This window comes from Rhodobacter sp. (assembly GCA_020637515.1).
Taxonomy (GTDB): domain Bacteria; phylum Pseudomonadota; class Alphaproteobacteria; order Rhodobacterales; family Rhodobacteraceae; genus Pararhodobacter.
The window spans coordinates 1,333,864-1,353,816 of the sequence record JACKKG010000001.1 but is presented as its reverse complement, the minus strand read 5'-3'; the positions used below and the strand labels follow the sequence as shown (position 1 = coordinate 1,353,816).

At 66.5% G+C, this 19,953-nt stretch carries 18 protein-coding genes; 5 read left to right on the top strand and 13 right to left on the bottom strand.

What is annotated here, in order from left to right; all coding sequences use genetic code 11:
- Window positions 1–42 precede the first annotated feature (42 nt).
- Together H6900_06530 and H6900_06525 are read left to right on the top strand one after the other, a co-directional pair.
- Window positions 43–2,952, top strand: a complete 2,910-nt coding sequence (locus tag H6900_06530; GenBank protein MCC0072932.1) for a hypothetical protein — start codon at window positions 43–45, stop codon at window positions 2,950–2,952.
- A 31-nt stretch (window positions 2,953–2,983) separates the two neighbouring features.
- The gene (locus tag H6900_06525) at window positions 2,984–3,880 is read left to right on the top strand and encodes a hypothetical protein (GenBank protein MCC0072931.1); all 897 of its coding nucleotides are present in this window, start codon (window positions 2,984–2,986) and stop codon (window positions 3,878–3,880) included.
- Between the two features lie 71 nt (window positions 3,881–3,951).
- On the opposite strand, the gene H6900_06520 is transcribed toward H6900_06525, so the two are convergent.
- The 9 genes from H6900_06520 to ccoN form a co-directional block, all read right to left on the bottom strand.
- The gene (locus tag H6900_06520; protein MCC0072930.1) at window positions 3,952–4,563 is read right to left on the bottom strand and encodes a superoxide dismutase; all 612 of its coding nucleotides are present in this window, start codon (window positions 4,561–4,563) and stop codon (window positions 3,952–3,954) included.
- A gap of 80 nt (window positions 4,564–4,643) precedes the next feature.
- A complete protein-coding gene (gene ccoS / locus H6900_06515; protein MCC0072929.1) occupies window positions 4,644–4,802 on the bottom strand; it encodes a cbb3-type cytochrome oxidase assembly protein CcoS in 159 nt (52 codons plus the stop codon).
- Between the two features lie 8 nt (window positions 4,803–4,810).
- Window positions 4,811–7,009 (bottom strand): cadmium-translocating P-type ATPase, encoded by a 2,199-nt coding sequence (gene cadA, locus H6900_06510; protein MCC0072928.1) that lies wholly within the window; start codon window positions 7,007–7,009, stop codon window positions 4,811–4,813.
- Between the two features lie 7 nt (window positions 7,010–7,016).
- Window positions 7,017–7,493: a FixH family protein gene (locus tag H6900_06505; protein ID MCC0072927.1), complete on the bottom strand. Its 477-nt coding sequence runs from the start codon at window positions 7,491–7,493 to the stop codon at window positions 7,017–7,019.
- Window positions 7,490–8,983, bottom strand: a complete 1,494-nt coding sequence (ccoG, locus tag H6900_06500; protein MCC0072926.1) for a cytochrome c oxidase accessory protein CcoG — start codon at window positions 8,981–8,983, stop codon at window positions 7,490–7,492. The genes H6900_06505 and ccoG overlap by 4 nt, the downstream gene beginning before the upstream one ends.
- Window positions 8,984–9,170: 187 nt before the next feature.
- Window positions 9,171–10,043, bottom strand: a complete 873-nt coding sequence (gene ccoP / locus H6900_06495; protein ID MCC0072925.1) for a cytochrome-c oxidase, cbb3-type subunit III — start codon at window positions 10,041–10,043, stop codon at window positions 9,171–9,173.
- Window positions 10,043–10,255, bottom strand: coding sequence for a cbb3-type cytochrome c oxidase subunit 3 (locus H6900_06490; protein MCC0072924.1), 213 nt, complete (start codon window positions 10,253–10,255; stop codon window positions 10,043–10,045). Before H6900_06490 ends, ccoP begins: the two co-directional genes overlap by 1 nt.
- A gap of 15 nt (window positions 10,256–10,270) precedes the next feature.
- A complete protein-coding gene (gene ccoO, locus H6900_06485; protein ID MCC0072923.1) occupies window positions 10,271–10,996 on the bottom strand; it encodes a cytochrome-c oxidase, cbb3-type subunit II in 726 nt (241 codons plus the stop codon).
- A gap of 12 nt (window positions 10,997–11,008) precedes the next feature.
- The gene (gene ccoN, locus H6900_06480; protein MCC0072922.1) at window positions 11,009–12,604 is read right to left on the bottom strand and encodes a cytochrome-c oxidase, cbb3-type subunit I; all 1,596 of its coding nucleotides are present in this window, start codon (window positions 12,602–12,604) and stop codon (window positions 11,009–11,011) included.
- A 241-nt stretch (window positions 12,605–12,845) separates the two neighbouring features.
- Between ccoN and H6900_06475 the strand changes: the two genes are divergently transcribed.
- Window positions 12,846–13,685, top strand: coding sequence for a universal stress protein (locus tag H6900_06475; protein ID MCC0072921.1), 840 nt, complete (start codon window positions 12,846–12,848; stop codon window positions 13,683–13,685).
- A gap of 105 nt (window positions 13,686–13,790) precedes the next feature.
- Here the strand turns inward: H6900_06475 and H6900_06470 are convergent, their stop codons facing one another.
- Window positions 13,791–14,279, bottom strand: a complete 489-nt coding sequence (locus H6900_06470; GenBank protein MCC0072920.1) for a hypothetical protein — start codon at window positions 14,277–14,279, stop codon at window positions 13,791–13,793.
- A 360-nt stretch (window positions 14,280–14,639) separates the two neighbouring features.
- Between H6900_06470 and H6900_06465 the strand changes: the two genes are divergently transcribed.
- Entirely contained in the window at window positions 14,640–16,607 is a 1,968-nt protein-coding gene (locus H6900_06465) for a bifunctional 2',3'-cyclic-nucleotide 2'-phosphodiesterase/3'-nucleotidase (protein ID MCC0072919.1), read from the top strand.
- Between the two features lie 196 nt (window positions 16,608–16,803).
- Here H6900_06465 and H6900_06460 read toward each other — a convergent pair whose 3' ends face one another.
- From H6900_06460 to H6900_06450, 3 genes are all read right to left on the bottom strand, one after another.
- On the bottom strand, window positions 16,804–16,947 hold the full coding sequence (locus tag H6900_06460; protein ID MCC0072918.1) for a hypothetical protein: 144 nt from the start codon (window positions 16,945–16,947) through the stop codon (window positions 16,804–16,806).
- A gap of 130 nt (window positions 16,948–17,077) precedes the next feature.
- Entirely contained in the window at window positions 17,078–17,620 is a 543-nt protein-coding gene (locus H6900_06455) for a hypothetical protein (GenBank protein MCC0072917.1), read from the bottom strand.
- Window positions 17,621–17,764: 144 nt separating this feature from the next.
- Window positions 17,765–18,520, bottom strand: coding sequence for a Crp/Fnr family transcriptional regulator (locus tag H6900_06450; protein MCC0072916.1), 756 nt, complete (start codon window positions 18,518–18,520; stop codon window positions 17,765–17,767).
- Between the two features lie 51 nt (window positions 18,521–18,571).
- On the opposite strand from H6900_06450, the gene hemN reads away from it, so the two are divergent.
- Window positions 18,572–19,927, top strand: coding sequence for an oxygen-independent coproporphyrinogen III oxidase (gene hemN / locus H6900_06445; protein MCC0072915.1), 1,356 nt, complete (start codon window positions 18,572–18,574; stop codon window positions 19,925–19,927).
- Window positions 19,928–19,953: the final 26 nt, after the last annotated feature.

Below are 19,953 nucleotides of genomic sequence, written 5' to 3'. Positions count from 1 at the left end.
CGGACGTCCCCGCGCCCGGCCATTTCCTGAACGGAGGAGTCCATGTCCCCGACCCCCGGTCTTTTCGTCATCCGCGCGCTGACCGCGATGCTGTTTTCCCTGGTCGCGGGCGCCGCCCTCGGCTGTCCCAATCCGAACGCCAACGGCCAGATGGTGAGCGCCAGCAGCCAGCAACTGACGTCGGGCCTCAGCCGCTCGATCACGGCCGGAGGCGGCCAGGACCTGGGCGCCTGCCCCGGCGTGCCGGGTCAGGGCCGTGTCGCCGTGCAACCCGATGTGACGCTGAACCTGACCCACAACGCCCCCGGCCGCGCGCTGGTGCTGAGCGTGAACGGGCAATGCGACACGGTGCTGCTGGTGCGCGGGCCCAACGGGCAATGGCTGTTCAACGACGACAGCAACGGGCTGGACCCCGAGATCACGATCCCCGCCGCCGCGACCGGCGAATACGACATCTGGGTGGGCACGTTCGGCGCGCAGCTCTGCGGCTCGACCTTGAGCGCGCGCACCACCGGCGGGGGCGGGTTGCCGCAACTGCCGCTGCCGCCTCAGTTGCCGCTGCCATTGCCGCCGGTCCTGCAACCGCCGCAGCTGGTGCTGTGCCCCAACCCGAATCTGAATGGCCAGGGACTCAGCTATTCCGGCCAGCAGTTGTGGACCCCGCAATCGCATGGCGTGACGGCCGGCGGCAACGCCGACCTGGCCAATTGCGCGTCGGTTCCAGGGCATGGCCATGTCGCCGTGCAACCCGATTTCACGCTGAATTTCACGCACAATCTGCCGGGATACGATCTGGAGTTCCGGGTCGCGGGCCAATGCGACACCGTGCTGCTGGTGCGCGGGCCCAATGGGCAGTGGTCCTACAACGACGACAGCAACGGCGTGAACCCGGCGATCCGCCTGTCCCATGCCGCGACCGGCGCCTATGACGTCTGGGTCGGCACCTTTGGCGCGCAGACCTGCGCCGCGACCTTTACAGCCGAGACCTTTGGCGGGCAGGTCATCCCCCAGCCGCCCCAGCCGCCGCAACCCGCGGCCTGCCCGGACCCGGGGCAGAACGGCCAGATGCTGGTCTATTCCAGCCAGCAACTGACCACCGCGCACAGCCACGGCGTGACCGCCGGCGGCGCACTGGATCTGGGCGCTTGCGGCAGCGTTCCGGGGCACGGTCACATCGTGCAGGGCCCGGATTTCACGCTGAACCTGACGCACAACGCGCCCGGGCGCGACCTCAGACTCAGGGTGAACGGGCAATGCGACACGGTGCTGCTGGTCAACGGGCCGAACGGGCAATGGTCCTATAACGATGACAGCGACGGGCTGAACCCGGGGCTGGTGATCCCGGCCGCGCAGACCGGGCTCTATGACATCTGGGTCGGAACCTTTGGCGCGCAGACCTGCCCGGCGACGCTGATCGCCGACACGCTGGGCAACGCGCCACCGCCCCAGCCGCCGCAACCCCCGCAGCCACCCCAGCCGGCGCTGTGCCCCGATTATCACCTGCCCGGGCAGTTGCTGACCTATTCGGCCGCGCAGCTGGGCCTGCCACAGACCCAGGGCGTGATCGCGGGCGGCACCCTGGATCTGGCGGCTTGCGGCGTGGTGCCGGGGCACGGGCACATCATTCAGGCGCCCGATTTCTCGATGAACCTGACGGCCAACCCCCAGGGCGCGGGCTTGCGCGTCACGGTGAACGGGGCGTGCGACACGGTCCTGCTGATCAACGACGCGCTGGGGCAGTGGCACTACAACGACGATTCGAACGGGCTGAACCCGGCGATCGACCTGCCCCAGGCGGCGGTCGGCCAGTATGACATCTGGGTCGGAACCTTTGGCACCCAGACCTGCCAGGCCACGATGGCCGTGCAGGCGATCGGCGGCCAGCCGGTGCCGCCACCGGCGCCTGTGCCCCCCCCGCCGCCCCCGCCGCAACCCGTCACCTGCCCGGATCCGGCGGCCAGCGGTCAGGCGATCACCCTGACGGCGGCCGATCTGATGACGCAGCGCAGTTTCGGCGTGGTCGCGGGCGGCAATGTGGATCTTGCGCAATGCGCCGCGGTTCCCGGGCACGGGCATGTCATCCAGGCGCCGGACTTCTCGCTCAACGTGACGGGCGATCTGTCCGGCTATACACTGGAGCTGGGCCTCGACGGCAGTTGCGATCCGGTGATGCTGGTCTATTCCCCGCGCGGCGTCTGGAGCTTCAACGACGATGCCGCCGACCTGAACAGCCGCGTCATCCTCGAACAGCCGTCGGCGGGCGTCTATGATGTCTGGGCCGGGACCTTTGGGGCGCAGACCTGCCAGGCGACCCTGCTCGCGCAACTGCATCCGGTGGTGGCGGCCGACCCCGACGTGCTGCCGGACCCCGGCGGGTTGACAGGCTACCGCGACCGGGTGGGACAAACCTTCCGGTTTGGTGTCACCGGCGCCGAGACGGGCAGCCTGTGGGGCACAGGCACCTACACCGACGATTCGCGGCTGGCGCGGGCGGCGGTCCACGCGGGGCTGCTGCATGTCGGTCAGTCCGGGGTGGTGACGGTGCAGATCCTGCCCGGACAGGACAGCTATCAGGGCAGCGACCAGAACGGCGCGCATTCCGCCAGCTACGGGCGCTGGAACGGCAGCTACGCCTTTGTGGACGGCGCCGCACCGACGCCGGGCCTGGCGGCCGCCGGAACCTGGCAAATCAGCGCGAACGCCTTTCCCGGCGTGCTGACCCTGTCCTGGGACGGCACCGAATGGCAGGGCACGCTGGCCTTTGCCGCGCTGGGCGCGCCCGAGCCGTTGCAGGACATCAGCTACGACCCCGTCACCGGCATCGTGCAGTTCACGCGTGCGATTCCCGGCGCCGTGCAGATCTATCGCGGCACGCTGACAGACGGCCAGATCAACGGGATGTTCAACCAGGGGGGCGGCGATTTCGTCTATCCCTGGAGCGCCATGCCCTGACCACAGACCCTTTCAAAACAGGAGATTACCGATGCTGACCAAAACCTTGCGCCTGATCCCCATGGCCCTTGCGGCGCTGGGGACCTCGGGCGGGATCGCCGCGGCGCAATCCTGCCCGGACTGGAGCCTGACCGGCGCCCAGATCGCCTATTCCACCGCCGACCTGGCGATGCCGCGCAGCCATCCGGTCGTCGCCGGGGGCAATGTGGACCTTTCGCAATGCGGTCTTGACGGCTGGGGCTACGTCGTTACCCAACCCGATTTCGACCTCACCGTGACCGACAACAGCGGGCACAACGATCTCGAGATCCGGGTCAACGCCGCCTGCGACACCGTCCTTCTGGTGAACGACGCCAACGGCCAGTGGCATTTCAACGACGACACCAACGGGGTCAACCCGGCGGTGCGGCTGACCGATGCGCCGGCCGGGGCCTATGACGTGTGGGTGGGGACCTTTGGCACGCAGACCTGCCAGGCCGCGCTGGAGCTGCAAAGCTATGGTGCCGCCGCGATGGGCGGACAGGACGCGGGCAAGGAACCCGGCGGCCAGGCCGAGCAACCCCAGGTCCAGGCCATGCCCGACCCCGGCAACCTGGTGAACTACCGCAACCAGGTCGGCCAGACGCTGGCCTTCACGGTGACAGGCACGGCCTCGGGGTCGGTCTGGGGCAGCGGGGTTTACACCGACGATTCCTCGCTGGCGGCGGCGGCGGTCCATGCCGGCGTGCTGCGCGTGGGGGAAACCGGCACGGTGCAGGTGACGATCCTTCCCGGGCAGCAGAGCTATCAGGCCTCGGCTGCGAATGGGGTGCGCTCGTCGAACTATGGCTCGTGGACGGGCAGCTACAGCTTCGTCTATGCGCCCGCCCAGTCCGCGGCTCCGGCTCCGGCTCCGGCCCCCGCGCCAACCCCCGAGCCGTCGAAATAATCACGATACAGAAAGGGGGCCCCAAGGCCCCCTTTCCCATTCCGTTGCGCACATGCGCCGGTCGAAAGCGATCAGGCCGAGGCCAGGCGCGCCGCGACGTTTTCCCAGTTGACCAGCTTGTCCAGGAAGTTGGTCAGATACGCCGGGCGCTTGTTGCGGAAGTCAATGTAATAGGAATGTTCCCACACATCGCAGCCCAGCAGAGCGGTCTGGCCAAAGCACAGCGGGTTCACGCCGTTTTCGGTCTTGGTGACCTTGAGGCCGCCGTCGGTGTCCTTGACCAGCCAGCACCAGCCCGAGCCGAACTGACCCGCGCCGGCAGCGGCGAAATCGTCCTTGAATTTCTGCACCGAACCAAAGCTGTCCACGATCGCGGCTTCCAGCGCGCCGGGCATCAGCTTGGTCTCGCCCGGGCCCATCATCTCCCAGAACTGCATGTGGTTCCAGTGCTGCGAGGCGTTGTTGAAGATGCCGTTCTGCGCCACCGCGCCGGCCTTGTAGGTGCCCTTGACGATGTCTTCCAGCGACTTGCCGTCCCATTCGGTGCCGGCGATCAGCTTGTTGCCGTTGTCCACATAGGCCTTGTGGTGCAGGTCGTGGTGGTATTCCAGCGTTTCCTTGGACATGCCGAGCGCGGCCAGGGCATCGTGGGCATAGGGCAGATCGGGCAGGGTGAACGACATGGTGTCCTCTTTTCGTTGGGGTTCCCGTTGAGGGTAATAAGGGCCCGGACCGGGCAAAGGTCAACCCCGGGTCAGGCGCTTCACGCCTTTGGGTGGTCGTCGTAGTCGCCGCGCAAGATGCGCTGGCTGTCGCCCTCGGGATCCTCGTACTGGCCCCGCCTGAGCGTCCACCAGAACCCGAACAGCCCCCCCAGCCCCAGCAACAGAGACACGGGGATCAGCACAGCCAGAATGTCCATGACCTATCCTACCTCAGCCGCAAGGCGTTCAGCGCGACCGTAATCGACGAGGCCGACATTGCCAAGGCGGCGATCAGCGGCGAGGCCAGCCCCACCAGGGCGATCGGCACGGCGATGATGTTGTAGCCGAACGAGATCGCGAAATTCTCGCGGATGCGGCGCACGGCGCGGGTGGCGATGCGATGCGCCACGGGGATTGGCGCCAGCGATTGCCCCAGCAACACGATGTCCGACGCGACCCGCGCCGCGTCCAGCGCCGAGGCCGGCGAGATCGACACATCCGCCGTGGTCAGCGCCACCGTGTCGTTCAGCCCGTCGCCCACCATCAGAACCTTGTGCCCCTGCGCCTGCATGGCCGCGATGGCGTCGGATTTGTCCTGCGGCAGCGCCTCGGCCTGCCAGTCGTCGATGCCCAGCCGCAGGGCCAGATCGCGCACCGCGCCGGGCACGTCGCCCGAGATCAGCACCACCCGCCGGCCCTGCGCCTTCAGCGCGGTGACGGCCTCGGCCGCGCCGTCGCGCAAGCGGTCGGCAAAGGCGATGGCGCGCGGCGCGCGGTTGCCGATGGCCAGATAGGCGGCGGTCACCTCGAGCGGCTCTGCGCCCACCCAGTTCGCGCGCCCCAGACGCACGCGCATCCCGTTCCAGTGCGCCTGAACACCGTGGCCGGGAACCTCGGCCACATCCTCGAGCAGCACGGGGATCACGCCGCGCGCCCGCGCCGCCTGCGCCAGCGATTGCGCCAAAGGATGCGAGGACGCAGCCCCCAGCGCGGCGCCGATGGCCAGGTCCTGGTCGGGGATATCGTCCAGCGACACGGGTTCCGGCGTGCCCATGGTCAGGGTGCCGGTCTTGTCGAAGACGACGGTGTCCACCTCGGCCAGGCGTTCCAGCGCCGAGCCATCCTTGATGAGCAGCCCTTGCCGGAACAGCCGGCCCGAGGCCGCCGTGACCACCGCCGGCACCGCAAGCCCCAGCGCGCAGGGACAGGTGATGATGAGCGTCGCCGCGGCGATGTTCAGCGCGTGGCGCGCGTCGCCCCCGGTCAGCCACATCCACACAAGGAAGCCGCCAAAGGCCAGGATATGCACCGATGGCGAATAGAGCCGCGCCGCGCGTTCGGCCAGGGTGGTGTATTTGTTGCGGGCGTTTTCCGCCACCGCCACCAGATCGGCCATGCGGTGCAGCGAACTGTCCTTTCCGGCCGCCGTCACGCGCACCGTCAGGGGCCCCGTCAGGTTGACCGCGCCCGCCGTAACCACCAGGCCCGCGCCGGCAAAGACGGGCAGCGTCTCGCCGGTCAGCAGCGAACGGTCCAGTTCGGATTGCCCGGCGACGATCACGCCGTCCACGGGAATGCGGCCGCCGGGGCGCACCAGCACCAGATCGCCCGGCACCAGATCGGCGACCGAGACGGTCTCTTCGTCACTGCCCGTCAGGCGGATCGCGCGCGGCACTTCCAGCGCCGCCAGTTCCTGCGCGGCCGAGCGCGCGACGGCACGGGTGCGAAAGTCCAGATACCGCCCCGCCAGCAGGAAAAAGGTCAGCATCACCGCGGCGTCGAAATAGGCGTGCGCGCCGCCGTTCAACGTTTCGAAAAGCGACATGCCGGTCGCCAGCAGGATCGCCAGCGAAATCGGGAAATCCATGTCCAGGCGATGCGCCTTGACCCCGGCCCAGGCCTTGCGGAAAAAGGGCTGGCCGGAAAAGGCGACGGTCGGCACGGCGATGATCGCGGAAATCAGGTGGAACAGGTCGCGCGTCGCGTCGGTCGCGCCCGACCAGACCGCCACGGACAGCAGCATGATGTTCATCATGCTGAACCCGGCAACCCCCAGCCGCATCAGCAGGTCGCGCCCCTGCCGGTCGGTTTCGGTCATCGACAACTGACCCGAGTCGAGCTCGAAGGCCGGATAGCCCAGCGATTCCAGTTTCGCGATGACGGCGGCGGGCGTCACCTCGGCGTTGCCCTCGACCGAGACGCGGCGCAGGGTCAGGTTCAGGCGCGCGCTCTTCACGCCGGGCATCTTTTCCAGGTCGCTTTCGATGGTGGTGATGCAGACCGCGCAATGGGCGTCGGGCACCGACAGCATGATCCGCGCGCCGATCGCGTTCGCGGCCGCCTGCGCCCGGTCCAACGCCGAAGGCGTGGCGATGCAGGCCGGGCAGGCCGAAATCGGGGCGGGACCGTGCAGGGTGTCGGTCATGGTCGGATCATCCCTGCCGGTGGATCAGGCCCACGCGCAGGTCGTATTCGGTGCCATCCATCGCGTGGCCCGTCAGCCGCAGGTCCCAGTTGCCGTAATCGACATCGACGTCGGCGACATAGGTGCCGCCCTCGTAGCGGAATTGCGGCACGGTATCCTCGCGTTCGGTCGTCGGCCGGCCCAGGATGCCGCTCAACGAGGCGATCCGCGCGGGCGCGCCGGTCGGATCGGTGATGCGCACGGTCAGGTGCCCGCCGACCAGCTCGGCGTCCGTGGTCCAGCCCAGCGCCTGCTGCTCGCGCAGGCGCTGGTTGAAGCCCTGGCTGGCGACATAGGTGTTCTCGACCTCGAGCCCGGGGAAGGTTTCGATCGCGAACCAGGCCATGACCAGGTTCACCCCGATGATGACCGCGAAGGCCGAGACCGTGATGGCCAGCACCATCCGGCCGGTCAGCTCGCGACCCTGTGTCCGTTGCGCGCTCATTGGCCGCTCCCATTGAAGACCGTGTCACCATAGATGCGGGCGGTTTCGCCCGTGACCGAGACCCAGATGCGCACCGGCGTCGTCGCCTCGCGGGCGGGATCGGTGCCGGCCGAGGCCGTCAGATAGACGCGCTGGTTCAACTGCTCGTCCGGTCCGACCGTGACCATCTGGCCCTGCACGCCCTCCATCGTCAAGGTGATCGACGGATCGTTCGCGACGGTCAGGAAGAACTGCCGCGGTTCGGCAAACATGTTGCGCAGCCGGATGTCATAGGCGTTGCGAACCGAGCCATCGCCCAGCACGACATGCGTCGGGTTGCGGATCGGCGAGATCGACATGTCGATATCGGTGCGCAGGAACAGCGCCACCAGCAGGCCCAGCCCGATACCGGCCCACAGCGTCGTGTAGACGATGGTCCGCGGACGGAAGACGTGTTTCCAGATCGACTTGGGCGCCTCGCCGCCGCGCTCGCGGGTCTCGTCCGTCAGGGCCATGTAGCCGATCAGGTGGCGCGGTTTGCCGATCTTGTCCATGATGTCGTTGCACGCGTCGATGCACAGCCCGCAGGTGATGCAGGCCAGTTGCTGGCCGTCGCGGATGTCGATCCCCATCGGGCAGACGTTCACGCAAGCCATGCAGTCGATGCAATCGCCGTGGGCGTCCTCGGCCTCGCCCTTGCGCTGCTTGCCGCGCGGCTCGCCGCGCCATTCGCGGTAGCTGATGGTGATCGTGTCCTCGTCCATCATGGCGGCCTGGATGCGCGGCCAGGGGCAACCGTAGATGCAGACCTGTTCGCGGAAGAACCCGCCGAACAGGAAGGTCGTGCCGGTCAGCACCGCGATCGTGCCATAGGCGACCGGGTGGGCATTCAGCGTCACCAGATCGTGCAGCAGCGTGGGCGCGTCGGTGAAATAGAACACCCAGGCGCCCCCCGTGGCCATGCCGATCAGCAGCCACAGCAACCATTTGGTGCCGTATTTGCGGATTTTCTCGGCGCCCCAGGACTGACGATACAGCCGCAGGCGCGCATTGCGGTCGCCCTCGACCCAGCGTTCCACCAGGATGTAGAGGTCCGTCCAGACGGTTTGCGGGCAGGCATACCCGCACCACACGCGCCCCAGCGCCGAGGTGAACAGGAACAGCCCGATCCCGGCCATGATCAGCAGGCCCGCGACGAAATAGAATTCGTGCGGCCAGATCTCGACCATGAAGAAGAAGAAGCGGCGGTTCCCCAGATCCACCAGCACCGCCTGGTCGGGCATCGCCGGGCCGCGATCCCAGCGAATCCATGGGGTGATGTAGTAAAGGCCCAGCATGAGCCCCATCAGCCACCACTTGAGGGTGCGGAAGCTGCCCTTGACGCGGCGCGGAAAGACCGGCTCGCGGGCAGCATAGAGAATCTCGGGTTCATTGTGCGGGTCGGTGGAACTCACGGAATCGCTCCCTTCGGGGTGGCCTTGATGGTCAATCGCACGGCGCGCGACACGCATCCTTGACTTGCATCAAAAATCCGAATCGAGGAAACCGAATAAATGCGGCAAAGGCGCGCACCGGCGGGACGACCGGGCGCGCCTTGTCGATCTTGTGACTGCACCGGCCCCGGGAAACGCGCGAACAGGAACGGAGCCGGTGCAGCCCCTGACGCCCCGGTTGCCCGGGACGCCAGATTCTCAAACCTTACTGACCGCCGCCCAGCTGGTGCACATAGGCCGCCACAGCGCGGATCTGCGCTTCCGGCAGACGGTTGGCAAAGCCCGGCATGATGCCGAAATGGGCGTTCGTCACCGTCGCGCGGATATCGGCCTCGGTGCCACCGTAGAGCCAGATCGCGTTGTTCAGCGCGGGCGCGCCGACAAAGGTGTCGCCGGCGCCGTTGTCGCCGTGGCACGAGGCACAGTTGTCCAGGAACACCTGCTCACCGGCCGTCGCGAGAGCGTTGTCATGCGGCTGCCCCGAGAGCGCCAGCACATGCTGGACGACCTCGTTGATCTGGTCTTCGGTCAGCAGCTGGTCGCGGCCAAAGGACGGCATTTCCGAATAGCGCGTATCCGGGAAATCCTCGTTCCGGATACCGTAGGTGACGGTCTGGACGATGTCGTCCATGGTGCCACCCCACATCCATTCGTCGTCCAGCAGGTTCGGGAAACCCGAGCCCATCCGCACGCCATCCGCACCGGCACCGTGGCACTGCGAGCACTGCGCGCGGAACACCGCGGCCCCCGCGTTCACCGCGAACCGCTGAAGTTCGGGATCGGCGGCGATCTGGTCGGGCGCGGTGGACACCAGGCGGTCATACCAGACCTGGTTTTCCGCGTCCCAGGTGGCCATCTCGGCATCCACGTCGGCGCGCGAGGAATACCCCAGCACCCCGGCGGTCGCGCGGCTGACCATCGGCCAGGCCGGATACAGGACCCAGTAGACGATCGACCACAGGATGGTTGCGTAGAAGATCCACAACCACCACCGCGGCAGCGGGTTGTCGAACTCCTCGATGCCGTCCCAGGAGTGGCCCGTGGTCTGCTGGTCTTGTTTCTTGTTCGGTGTGGCCATCACTGTGCCCCCTGGCTCAGGCTGCGGGCGGGGGTGTCCCCCCCTTCCCGAGCCGGTCTGTCGTCATTGCGGAAGATGCTGGTCGCCACTTCGTCCTGCGTCGGGCGGCTGCCGGGGCGCCAGGCCCAGGCAATCACGCCGACAAAGAACATCGTCATGAACAGCAGATACCAACTGTCGGCAAAGTGCCGAAGGAGAGTGTAGAGTTCCATGCCCTGCCCTCCCTGTCAGCGGCTCGCATCGCGCACGAAGGTATTGAAGTCCACCAGCGTGCCGACCATCTGCATGTAGGCGATCAGCGCGTCCATCTCGGTCAGTTCGGGCTGACCGTCGAAGTTGCGGGTCTGGGCGCCGTGATACCGCTCAAGCAGACCGGTATGATCGGCGAAGGCATCCGCCTGGTTGACAAAATCCTCGGGCGCGGCCGCGATCTCCTCGTCGGTGTAGGGAACGCCGACCAGACGATAGGTGCTCATGAGGTCCTGGATGTATTGCCCGGTGATCGGGCGATTCAGCAAGAACGCATAGGGCGGCATGACCGATTCCGGCACCACGTCACGCGGGTTGCGCAGGTGGGCGACGTGCCATTCGTCCGAATAGCGGCCACCGACGCGGGCCAGGTCCGGCCCGGTGCGCTTGGACCCCCACTGGAACGGATGGTCATACATCGACTCCGCCGCCAGCGAGTAGTGGCCATAACGCTCGACCTCGTCGCGCATCGGGCGGATCATCTGGCTGTGGCAGACATAGCACCCTTCGCGGACGTAGATCTCGCGGCCGGCCAATTCCAGCGGCGAATAGGGACGCATCCCCTGCACTTCCTCGATCGTGTTCTGCAGGTAGAACAGCGGCACGATCTGAACCAGGCCACCGATCGTCACGACCAGAAAGCTCAGAACCAGCAGAAGGGTGGCGTGCGTCTCGATTTTCTTGTGATGATTGAGAATACCCATTTCACCCTCCGCTTATTCAGCGGCAACCGTGGCGGTCGAGGGCTTTGCTTCGCCCACCTTCCGCACGGTCATCCACAGGTTGTAGCACATGATCAGACCGCCGGTCAGGAACAGCGTTCCGCCCAGGGCACGGACGACATACATCGGGAACTTGGCGCCCACGGTGTCGGCGAACGAGTTGACCAGGAAGCCCTGCGCGTCAACCTGACGCCACATCAGACCTTCCATGATGCCGGTCACCCACATCGAGGCGGCGTAAAGCACGATCCCGATGGTCGCCAGCCAGAAATGCCAGCTCACCAGCGACAGGCTGTAGAGGCGCTCGCGCTTCCACAGTTTCGGCACCAGGTAATAGAGGGCGCCGAAGGTGATCATGCCGTTCCAGCCCAGCGCGCCCGAGTGAACGTGCCCGATGGTCCAGTCGGTGTAGTGCGACAGCGAGTTGACGGCGCGGATCGACATCATCGGACCCTCGAAGGTCGCCATGCCGTAAAAGCCCACGGCCACGACCATCATGCGGATCACCGGGTCGGTGCGCAGCTTGTCCCAGGCCCCCGACAGCGTCATCAGGCCGTTGATCATCCCGCCCCAGGACGGCATCCACAGCATGATCGAGAAGGTCATGCCCAGCGTCTGCGCCCAGTCCGGCAGCGCCGTATAGTGCAGGTGGTGGGGACCCGCCCAGATATACAGGAAGATCAGCGCCCAGAAGTGGATGATCGACAGCTTGTAGCTGTAGACCGGGCGTTCGGCCTGTTTCGGAATGAAGTAATACATCATCCCCAGGAAGCCCGCGGTCAGGAAGAAGCCCACGGCGTTGTGGCCATACCACCACTGCACCATCGCCGACTGCACACCCGACCAGACCGGAACCGAATCCGAGCCGAAGAACGACACGGGTATCTGGACGTTGTTCACCACGTGCAGCATCGCGATGGTCACGATGAACGACAGGTAGAACCAGTTGGCGACGTAGATGTGGGGTTCCTTGCGCTTGATGAGCGTGCCCATGTAGACCAGCAGATAGGCGACCCAGACGATGGTCAGCCACAGGTCGGTCAGCCATTCGGGCTCGGCGTATTCCTGGCCCTGGGTCGAGCCCAGCACATAGCCGGTCGCCGCCATCAGGATGAAGACCTGATAGCCCCAGAACACGAACCACGCCAGGTTGCCGCCGAACAGGCGCGCCGCGGTCGTGCGCTGCACCACATAGAACGACGTCGCCAGCAGCGCGTTGCCGCCAAAGGCGAAGATCACGGCCGAGGTGTGCAGCGGGCGCAGACGGCCAAAGTTGCCGAAGCCTTGCAGCAGTTCCAGGTTCAGCGACGGAAACGCCAACTGGAACGCGATGACCACGCCGACCAGAAAGCCGACGACCCCCCAGAACGCCGTCGCCACCACGCCATAGCGCACGACGCCGTCCAGATATTCGTTTTGATTATGAACCGTTTCCCCCATGTGGCGGATTTGCCACAGGAAAAACACCACCGCGGCGCCCATGAAGATGATCATGTGCGTCAGGTAGGCGAGGTCACGCGCGTGACTGGCTGCCACCGCGGCAAGAACCGCGACGGCGGCAAGCACGATCAGCTTGACGTAATCCCACATTGTTTGCGTCCCTTTGTTCAATTCGTTGGCGTTTCCCCCTCGTCTGGGTAGACTCGGGGCCTGTTCCGCCGTTGCCGTTATCCGGCCTTGGCCTTACCGAAACCTTGATTCAGGTCAAGTCATCGTGAGCGCAACGGTTGATTGAGATCATGGCGGCGCGCCGACTCGCCGCCAAGGCTACAGCAGGAAACACGGGGCCCGGCCGCACCCGCCAAATCGGCCCCGGAGAGGAGAATGCGCAATGGACTACAAGTCTATCCTGACCTTCCTTGGCAGCGAAGCGGAAATCGACGCGACGCTGCCGCAAGCCATCCGTTTCGCCACGCGGCACGAATCCCACCTGACGGCCTGCTGCCTGGGCGTGGACATGACGCCGGCGGGCGGGTTCTACATGGGCGCCTCGCCGATCCTGCTGCAAGAGACGCTGGAACGGGCCCAGGCCGATGCGTCGGTCCTCGAGTCACGGACGCGCCGCCTGTTCGAGGGGCAGGCGCTGCGCTGGGGCGCGGAATCGGCGGTGGTCCAGTTCGGCGGCCTGCCCGCGCTGGTCGGCCTCAGGGCACGCTTTTCCGATCTGGTGATCCAGCAGCAGCCCTATGGCGAAAACACCATGCCGACGCAGGAGGCCGTGATCGAGGCCGCCCTGTTCGAGGGGCAGGCCGCCGTTCTGGTGCTGCCGCCGCAGGGGTTGGTGCCCGATTTCGGCAAGCGCGTGATGATCGCCTGGAACCAGTCGAACGAGGCCCTTTCGGCCGTGCGCCGCGCGCTTCCGCTGTTGCAGGCGGCCGATCACGTCTCGGTCGTGGTGGTCAACCCGCCGGTGCACAGCCCCGAACGGTCAGACCCGGGCGGGTTGCTGACGCAGATGCTGTCGCGCCACGGGGTCCGGGCCGAAGTCTCGGTGCTGGCCAAGACGATGCCGCGCGTGTCCGATGTGCTGATGCGGCACATGGACGATACCGATGCCTCGGTGATGGTGATGGGGGCTTACGGCCACTCGCGCCTGCGCGAGGCCATCCTGGGCGGCGCCACCCGCAACGTGCTGGAAAACGCACGGCACGCGGTGTTCCTGGCGCACTGATCGCCCGGGCGCAGGGCGCCCACGCAGACCACGGGCGCGGCGGCCCCGGGGGCCTGCCGGGCCTGGTGGTTCGGGTGTCGGTGGTGGCTTGCCCGGCTGGCGGCGTTACATCGACGTCACGGCCAAATACATCGTCTGAACCGAGGTGGAGCTGTCGTTCGGCCTGGCGCCCTGGTTGGCCAGAACCTGCTCGACGGCATACATGTGATCGACCATCAACCCGGCGAAACTGGCATTGCCGGAACTGATGTAGCTGCGGGCTGCGTTGGCATAGCTGTCATAGGCTGACTGCAACTGCGTGGACGTATAGTTCCACGCCGAAATCTGCGCGATGAGCCCGCTGTCGCCGGTCATCCAGTCCATGGTGATCCCGGCATAGAGCGGCGAATAGCTCCAGCCATTGCCCCCCAGCATACCCAGGCTGGCAACGGTGGTCGAGGACAGCGCGGCCTCGATATCGTCGCCCAGGTCGATCACCCCCGTGCGAACCGCGCTGACGGCAGAGATGCCCAGCCCGACGATGGCTGCGGCGAGAACGGTCCAATCCACGGTAACGGCGCCGGACTGGTCTTTCAGGAAATGAAAGGGGGACATGGTATTCTTTCTCGGACAGAGCCATGACTTGCGGGAAACCGCGACAGGGCGGGCGCGATGATGGGAATGGGCTTGCGCCCAGCGCCGCGACCCCGTGGCCGGGTCGCTGTCGTAAGCCTGAATTCGCATCGGAAGCACTCCACTTGATTTGCACGGAATCAGAATGCGTGCGGAATATGGCAAGAAACGGGACACGATTCGGGCGGTGTCATGGCCGTGACACGCGGCAGCGCGATGACGGAATCGCGGGCGTGCCAACACAGAATTGGACCCGGCGGTCAAATTCCTTGCCGCAATCCCGTGCCGGGTTCACCATGGCGCCTTCGCCGCAGAAACGACTCACTCATTCCGGAGTTCACCATGCACCGCCTTTCGCGCCGGGCTTTCCTGGCCTCGACCACCGCCACCGCCGGCCTGATTCTGTTGCACCCGTTCTCGGCCCGGGCCGCCGCAGGGCAGGCGCATCTGCGCATCCTGACCACGACCGACCTGCACTGCCACGCGCAGGCCTATGACTATTACGCCGACCGCCCCTCGGACACGCTGGGGCTGGCGCGCACGGCGTCGATCGTCACCGCGATCCGGGCCGAGGCTACGAACACCCTGACCGTGGACAACGGCGACTATTTCCAGGGCAACCCGATGGGGGACTGGATGGCCTATTCGCACGGGATGCACGAGGGCGACCTGCACCCGATCATGGCCGCGATGAACACGTTGGGCTATGACGCCGGCACGCTGGGCAACCACGAATTCAACTATGGCGTCGGGTTCCTGGACCTGGTGAATGCGCGCGCCGAATTCCCCATCGTCTGCGCCAACTTTGCCCGCTCGCTGGGGCCGACCCCGCGCGAGGACCAGTTGCACCTGCCGCCCTATGTGATCCTCGACCGGATGCTGACCGACGGCGCGGGCGCCGCGCTGCCGATCAAGGTGGGCTTCATCGGCTTCCTGCCGCCGCAGATCATGCAGTGGGACCGCGCACATCTCGAGGGCAACTTTGCCGTGCGCGGCATCGTCGAGGCCGCCCGCGCCTGGGTGCCGCAGATGAAAGAGGAAGGCGCCGACATCATCATCGCGCTGGCGCATACCGGCATCTCGGATTCGACGTTCGACGAGTATATGGAAAACGCCGCGCTCTATCTGGCGGGCGTGGACGGTATCGACGCGCTGGTCTGCGGCCACCAGCACCTGGTGTTCCCGTCCGCCACCTTCTCGGGCGAGGGGATTGACGCCGACGCCGGCACGCTGATGGGCAAACCCGCGGTCATGGCCGGGTTCTGGGGCTCGCATCTGGGGATTCTGGACCTGATGCTGACGCGCGACGGCAATTCCTGGCGCATCGACACGTCGGAAAGCTCGACCCGGCCGATCTCGCAGCGGAACGAGGACCGCTCGATCACGGCGCTGGTGTCGGATTGGCAACCCATCGTCGAGGCGACCGAATCGGCGCATGAATCGACCCTCGCCTATGTCCGGGCCGAGGTGGGGCAGACCTCGGTGCCGCTCTATTCCTATTTCGCGCTGGTGGCGGACGATCCCTCGGTGCAGATCGTGTCGGAAGCGCAGAAATGGTATGTCTCCGACATCCTGTCGGGCACCGAACACGCCGCGCTTCCGGTCCTGTCGGCGGCTGCGCCCTTCAAGGCGGGCGGACGCGGCGGGCCCGAGTATTATACCGATGTGCCGGTGGGGCCGGTCGCGATCAAGAACGTGGCCGATCTCTATCTCTATCCCAACACGCTGATGGCGGTGCGGATCACCGGCGCGCAGGTGCGCGAGTGGCTGGAACGCTCGGCCGGGATGTTCAACCAGATCACCCCCGGCGGCGCCGACCAGATCCTGCTCAACCCCTCGTTCCCGTCCTACAATTACGACGTGATCGACGGCGTCACCTATCAGATCGACCTGGGCCAACCCTCGCGCTACGACAACGACGGCAACATCGTCGCGCCCGATGCGCACCGGATCGTCAACCTGATGTTCGACGGCGCGCCGATCGATGAAACGGCCGAGTTCATCGTCGCCACCAACAACTACCGGGCCGGCGGCGGCGGGCATTTCCCGGGCGCTGACGGATCGACCATCGTGTTCCGCGCCCCGGACACCAACCGCGACATCATCGTGCGTTATATCGTCGAACAGGGAACCATCGCGCCGGCGGCGGATGGCAACTGGGGCTTTGCGCCCATGCCCGGCACCTCGGTCCTGTTCGAGACCGGCCCGGCGGCGGCGCAATACGTCGATGATCTGCGGGCGCGCGGTTTGCAGGTGGAGCCGGCAGGCGACGGCGCAAACGGCTTCGCGCTGTATCGCATCGCGCTGTAATCTGGCGCCGGCGTAACCTGGCGGGGGCGCGGCGACGCGGCGCCCCTGCCCTTTGCCGGACGGACTTGCCGCTTGAAGGCCCGGCTGCACGGGGGCCGCGCATCGACGGGATCGGCGCCGCGCGGATGTGGCGGGCCGCGGTCACGGCGCGCGCGTTCCGGCAAGGCCCTTGCCGGTGCGTGGTGGATGCCGTGGCTCAGCAGGCGACGCCGCCGGCCCCGCCTCCGCCAAAGGCGGCGGGGCTGCGCATCGCTCCTTCGCGGTCCGAACCATAGAGATAGAGGGTCACGTTTTCGCGGCTGCGACGCAGGGCACGTTTCTGGCGACGGGTCTTGCTCATGGCGGTTCTCCTCCGATCGGCGGGGGCCCGGTGCCGCCCGCGTCCAGCCAAGCCTGCGCAATAAGCGTGGCGGCATCAGGGGCGAAGCGTGGAGAATTTGTGGCGCGCCAGTATGTTAGCGATATATCGCCTAGTGGACGCGCGGCAGATCGGCGGCCGTGCGCAGGCCACGGCGATCCATTTCCTGACGCACCAGCACCAGCGCATCCAGCATCGAGGCCGACATCGGATTGTCCACCGCACGGATGTCTTGCAAGGTGCGGCGGGCATAGGCGCGCAGCTCGATGTCGCTGAACCCGACGATCCCCGCGCGGAAGTTGTCAAACTGGCTTTGATCGTAGGTGACCAGCCCGGCGGGCATCGTCAGGGCCGACGGCGCGTGCGCCGTTCCCGGCCGCGCGATCAGGCCCATCCGGTCCGTCGCCAGCCACGCCGCGCCCAGACCGATCACCAGCCCCGCCACGAAGGGCAGCGAGGACCGCACCCAGGACCGCAAGGGTGAGACCGCGCGGGCCTCGGGACGGGCCTGCGCCCGCGTCACGGCTGCGTCCGCCCCGGTCCGCGCGATGCGCGCCGGGTATTCGTCCAAAGCGTGGCTGCGCGGGATGCGCGACGGCGCGTGCACGAGCGTATCGAAATCCTGATCCCAGTCAAAGGCGCCAGCCGAGCTCATCTTCAAGGTGTCCCCGTTTCTAGAATCACCTTGTGGTTGTATCAGAAATCGGCGGCAGAATTACGACGCGGGCCAGACCATTTCCGGGCACGGCCATGCAGCCCGACACGCGGCGACCGGCGGCCGACAGCGGGCCTAGCCGGATCAAACCAGGAAACCGCCGTCGCTGTCGTCGCCCGCCTCTTCGACCAGCAGGTCGAAATCGGGAATGATAATGTGGCGCTTGCCCTCGATCTCGATGATGCCGTCCTTGCGCAAGGCGCTGATCTGGCGGCTCACCGTTTCCAGCGTCAAGCCCAGATACTCGGACATCGCCTCACGCGTGAGCGGCAGATCGACCACCACGCGCCCCTCGCTCTTGGCCATCTTCAGCGAGGCATCGCGCCGGGCGATGATGGCGATCAGGCTGGCGATCTTCTCGCGCGCGGTCTTGCGGCCCAGCAGCAGCATCCATTCGCGCGCCGCGTCCAGTTCATCGAGCGTCATCTCCAGCAACCGCTGCCCGACATGCGGCGTGGTCACCATGATATCCTCGAAGGGTTTCTTGCGGAAACAGCACATCACCAGATCGGTGGTCGCGACGACGTCATAGGGCGCGGTCTCGCGGCCCGGGCGGCCGACGAAATCCGACGGCAGCAACAGGCCGACCATCTGGCGGCGCCCGTCCTCCATCGTCTGGGTCAGCGTGGCGATGCCGGACACCACCGAGGCGACGAAATCCATGCGGTCGCCCGACCACACGACCGTCTGCCCGGCTTCGAAACTGCGGTAATATTTCGTCTCTTCGAGGCGCGAGAGTTCGTCCTCGTCGCAGCGTGCGCAGACCGCGCGGTGCCGAATGGGGCAGTCGCCACATTGCACATGTGTAAATTTCAAGGGAGCAAGCTGGGATTTCGGCATCGAATTGATCTATGTCAAGGCCTGTCGGCGGTCGCGCGACAATCTAGGGCAATGAACACCGTATCGCAACTCGCCCGACTGGGTCTCTTTGACGCGCGCGTTCCGCGTTACACCAGCTATCCCACCGCGCCCCAGTTCTCGACCGAGGTCGGTGCCGCGCAATTCGCCCGATGGATCGCCGCGATCGCGCCGGGAAGCCGCATTTCATTGTATCTGCATGTGCCGTTCTGCCGCCGGCTTTGCTGGTTCTGCGCCTGCCGCACGCAGGGCACCAGTTCCGACGATCCGGTGCTGGCCTATGTGGAAACGCTCAAGCAGGAACTGGCCCTGCTGAAGGCCACCCTGCCCGAGGGCATCACCCTGTCGCGCCTGCACTGGGGCGGCGGCACGCCGACGCTGTTGCCCGCGCCCGCGATGCGCGCGTTGGCGGCGGCGATCTTCGACGTGGTGCCGCTGGGCAAGGATGCCGAATTCTCGGTCGAAATCGACCCGAACGAAATTGACGGCGCACGGCTGGACGCGCTGGCCGAATTCGGCATGAACCGGGCCTCGATCGGGGTGCAGGATTTCGACCCCGACATCCAGGCGATCATCGGCCGCGACCAGAGCTATGAGGTCACGCAGGCCGCTGTCGAGGCGATTCGCGCGCGCGGCGTTCACAGTCTGAACGCCGATATCCTGTATGGCCTGCCGCAACAAAGCCGCATCCGGCTGGCCGATTCGGTGCAGAAGCTGATGTCGCTGTCGCCCGACCGGGTGGCGCTTTACGGTTATGCGCATGTGCCCTGGATGGCGCGGCGCCAGCAGATGATCCCGTCCGACACCCTGCCCCGCCCCGAGGAACGGCTCGAACTGTTCGAGACCGCGCAGGAGCTGTTCACCTGGGACGGCTATCAGGCCATCGGCATCGACCATTTCGCACGGCCCGGCGACGGCCTGGCGGTGGCGGCGCGCAACGGCACGCTCAGGCGGAATTTCCAGGGCTACACCGACGACACCGCCGAGGTGCTGATCGGGCTGGGCGCGTCGTCGATCTCGCGGTTCCCGCAAGGCTATGCGCAGATGAACGCGGCGACCTCGGGCTGGACCAAGGCGGTGCGCGAGGGGGTCTTTGCCACGGCGCGCGGCCACGCATTCCGGGGCGAGGACCGCTTGCGCGCCCGGATCATCGAGGCCTTGATGTGCGATTTTCGCATCTCGGCCGATGAGATCACCCGCGATTTCGGCCTGACGCGCGCCGCGCTGTCGGCGCTGTTCGCCCCCGTGGCCGAGAAATTCGGCCGCTTCGTCACCGTGGATTCGCAAGGGCTGTCCATCCCCCCCGAGGGCCGCGCCCTGACGCGCATGATCGCCACTCATTTCGATGCCTACGCGATGGCGAAAACCGGGCATTCTTCGGCGATCTGAGGGGGGCGGACCCCCGGGTCCGGGTT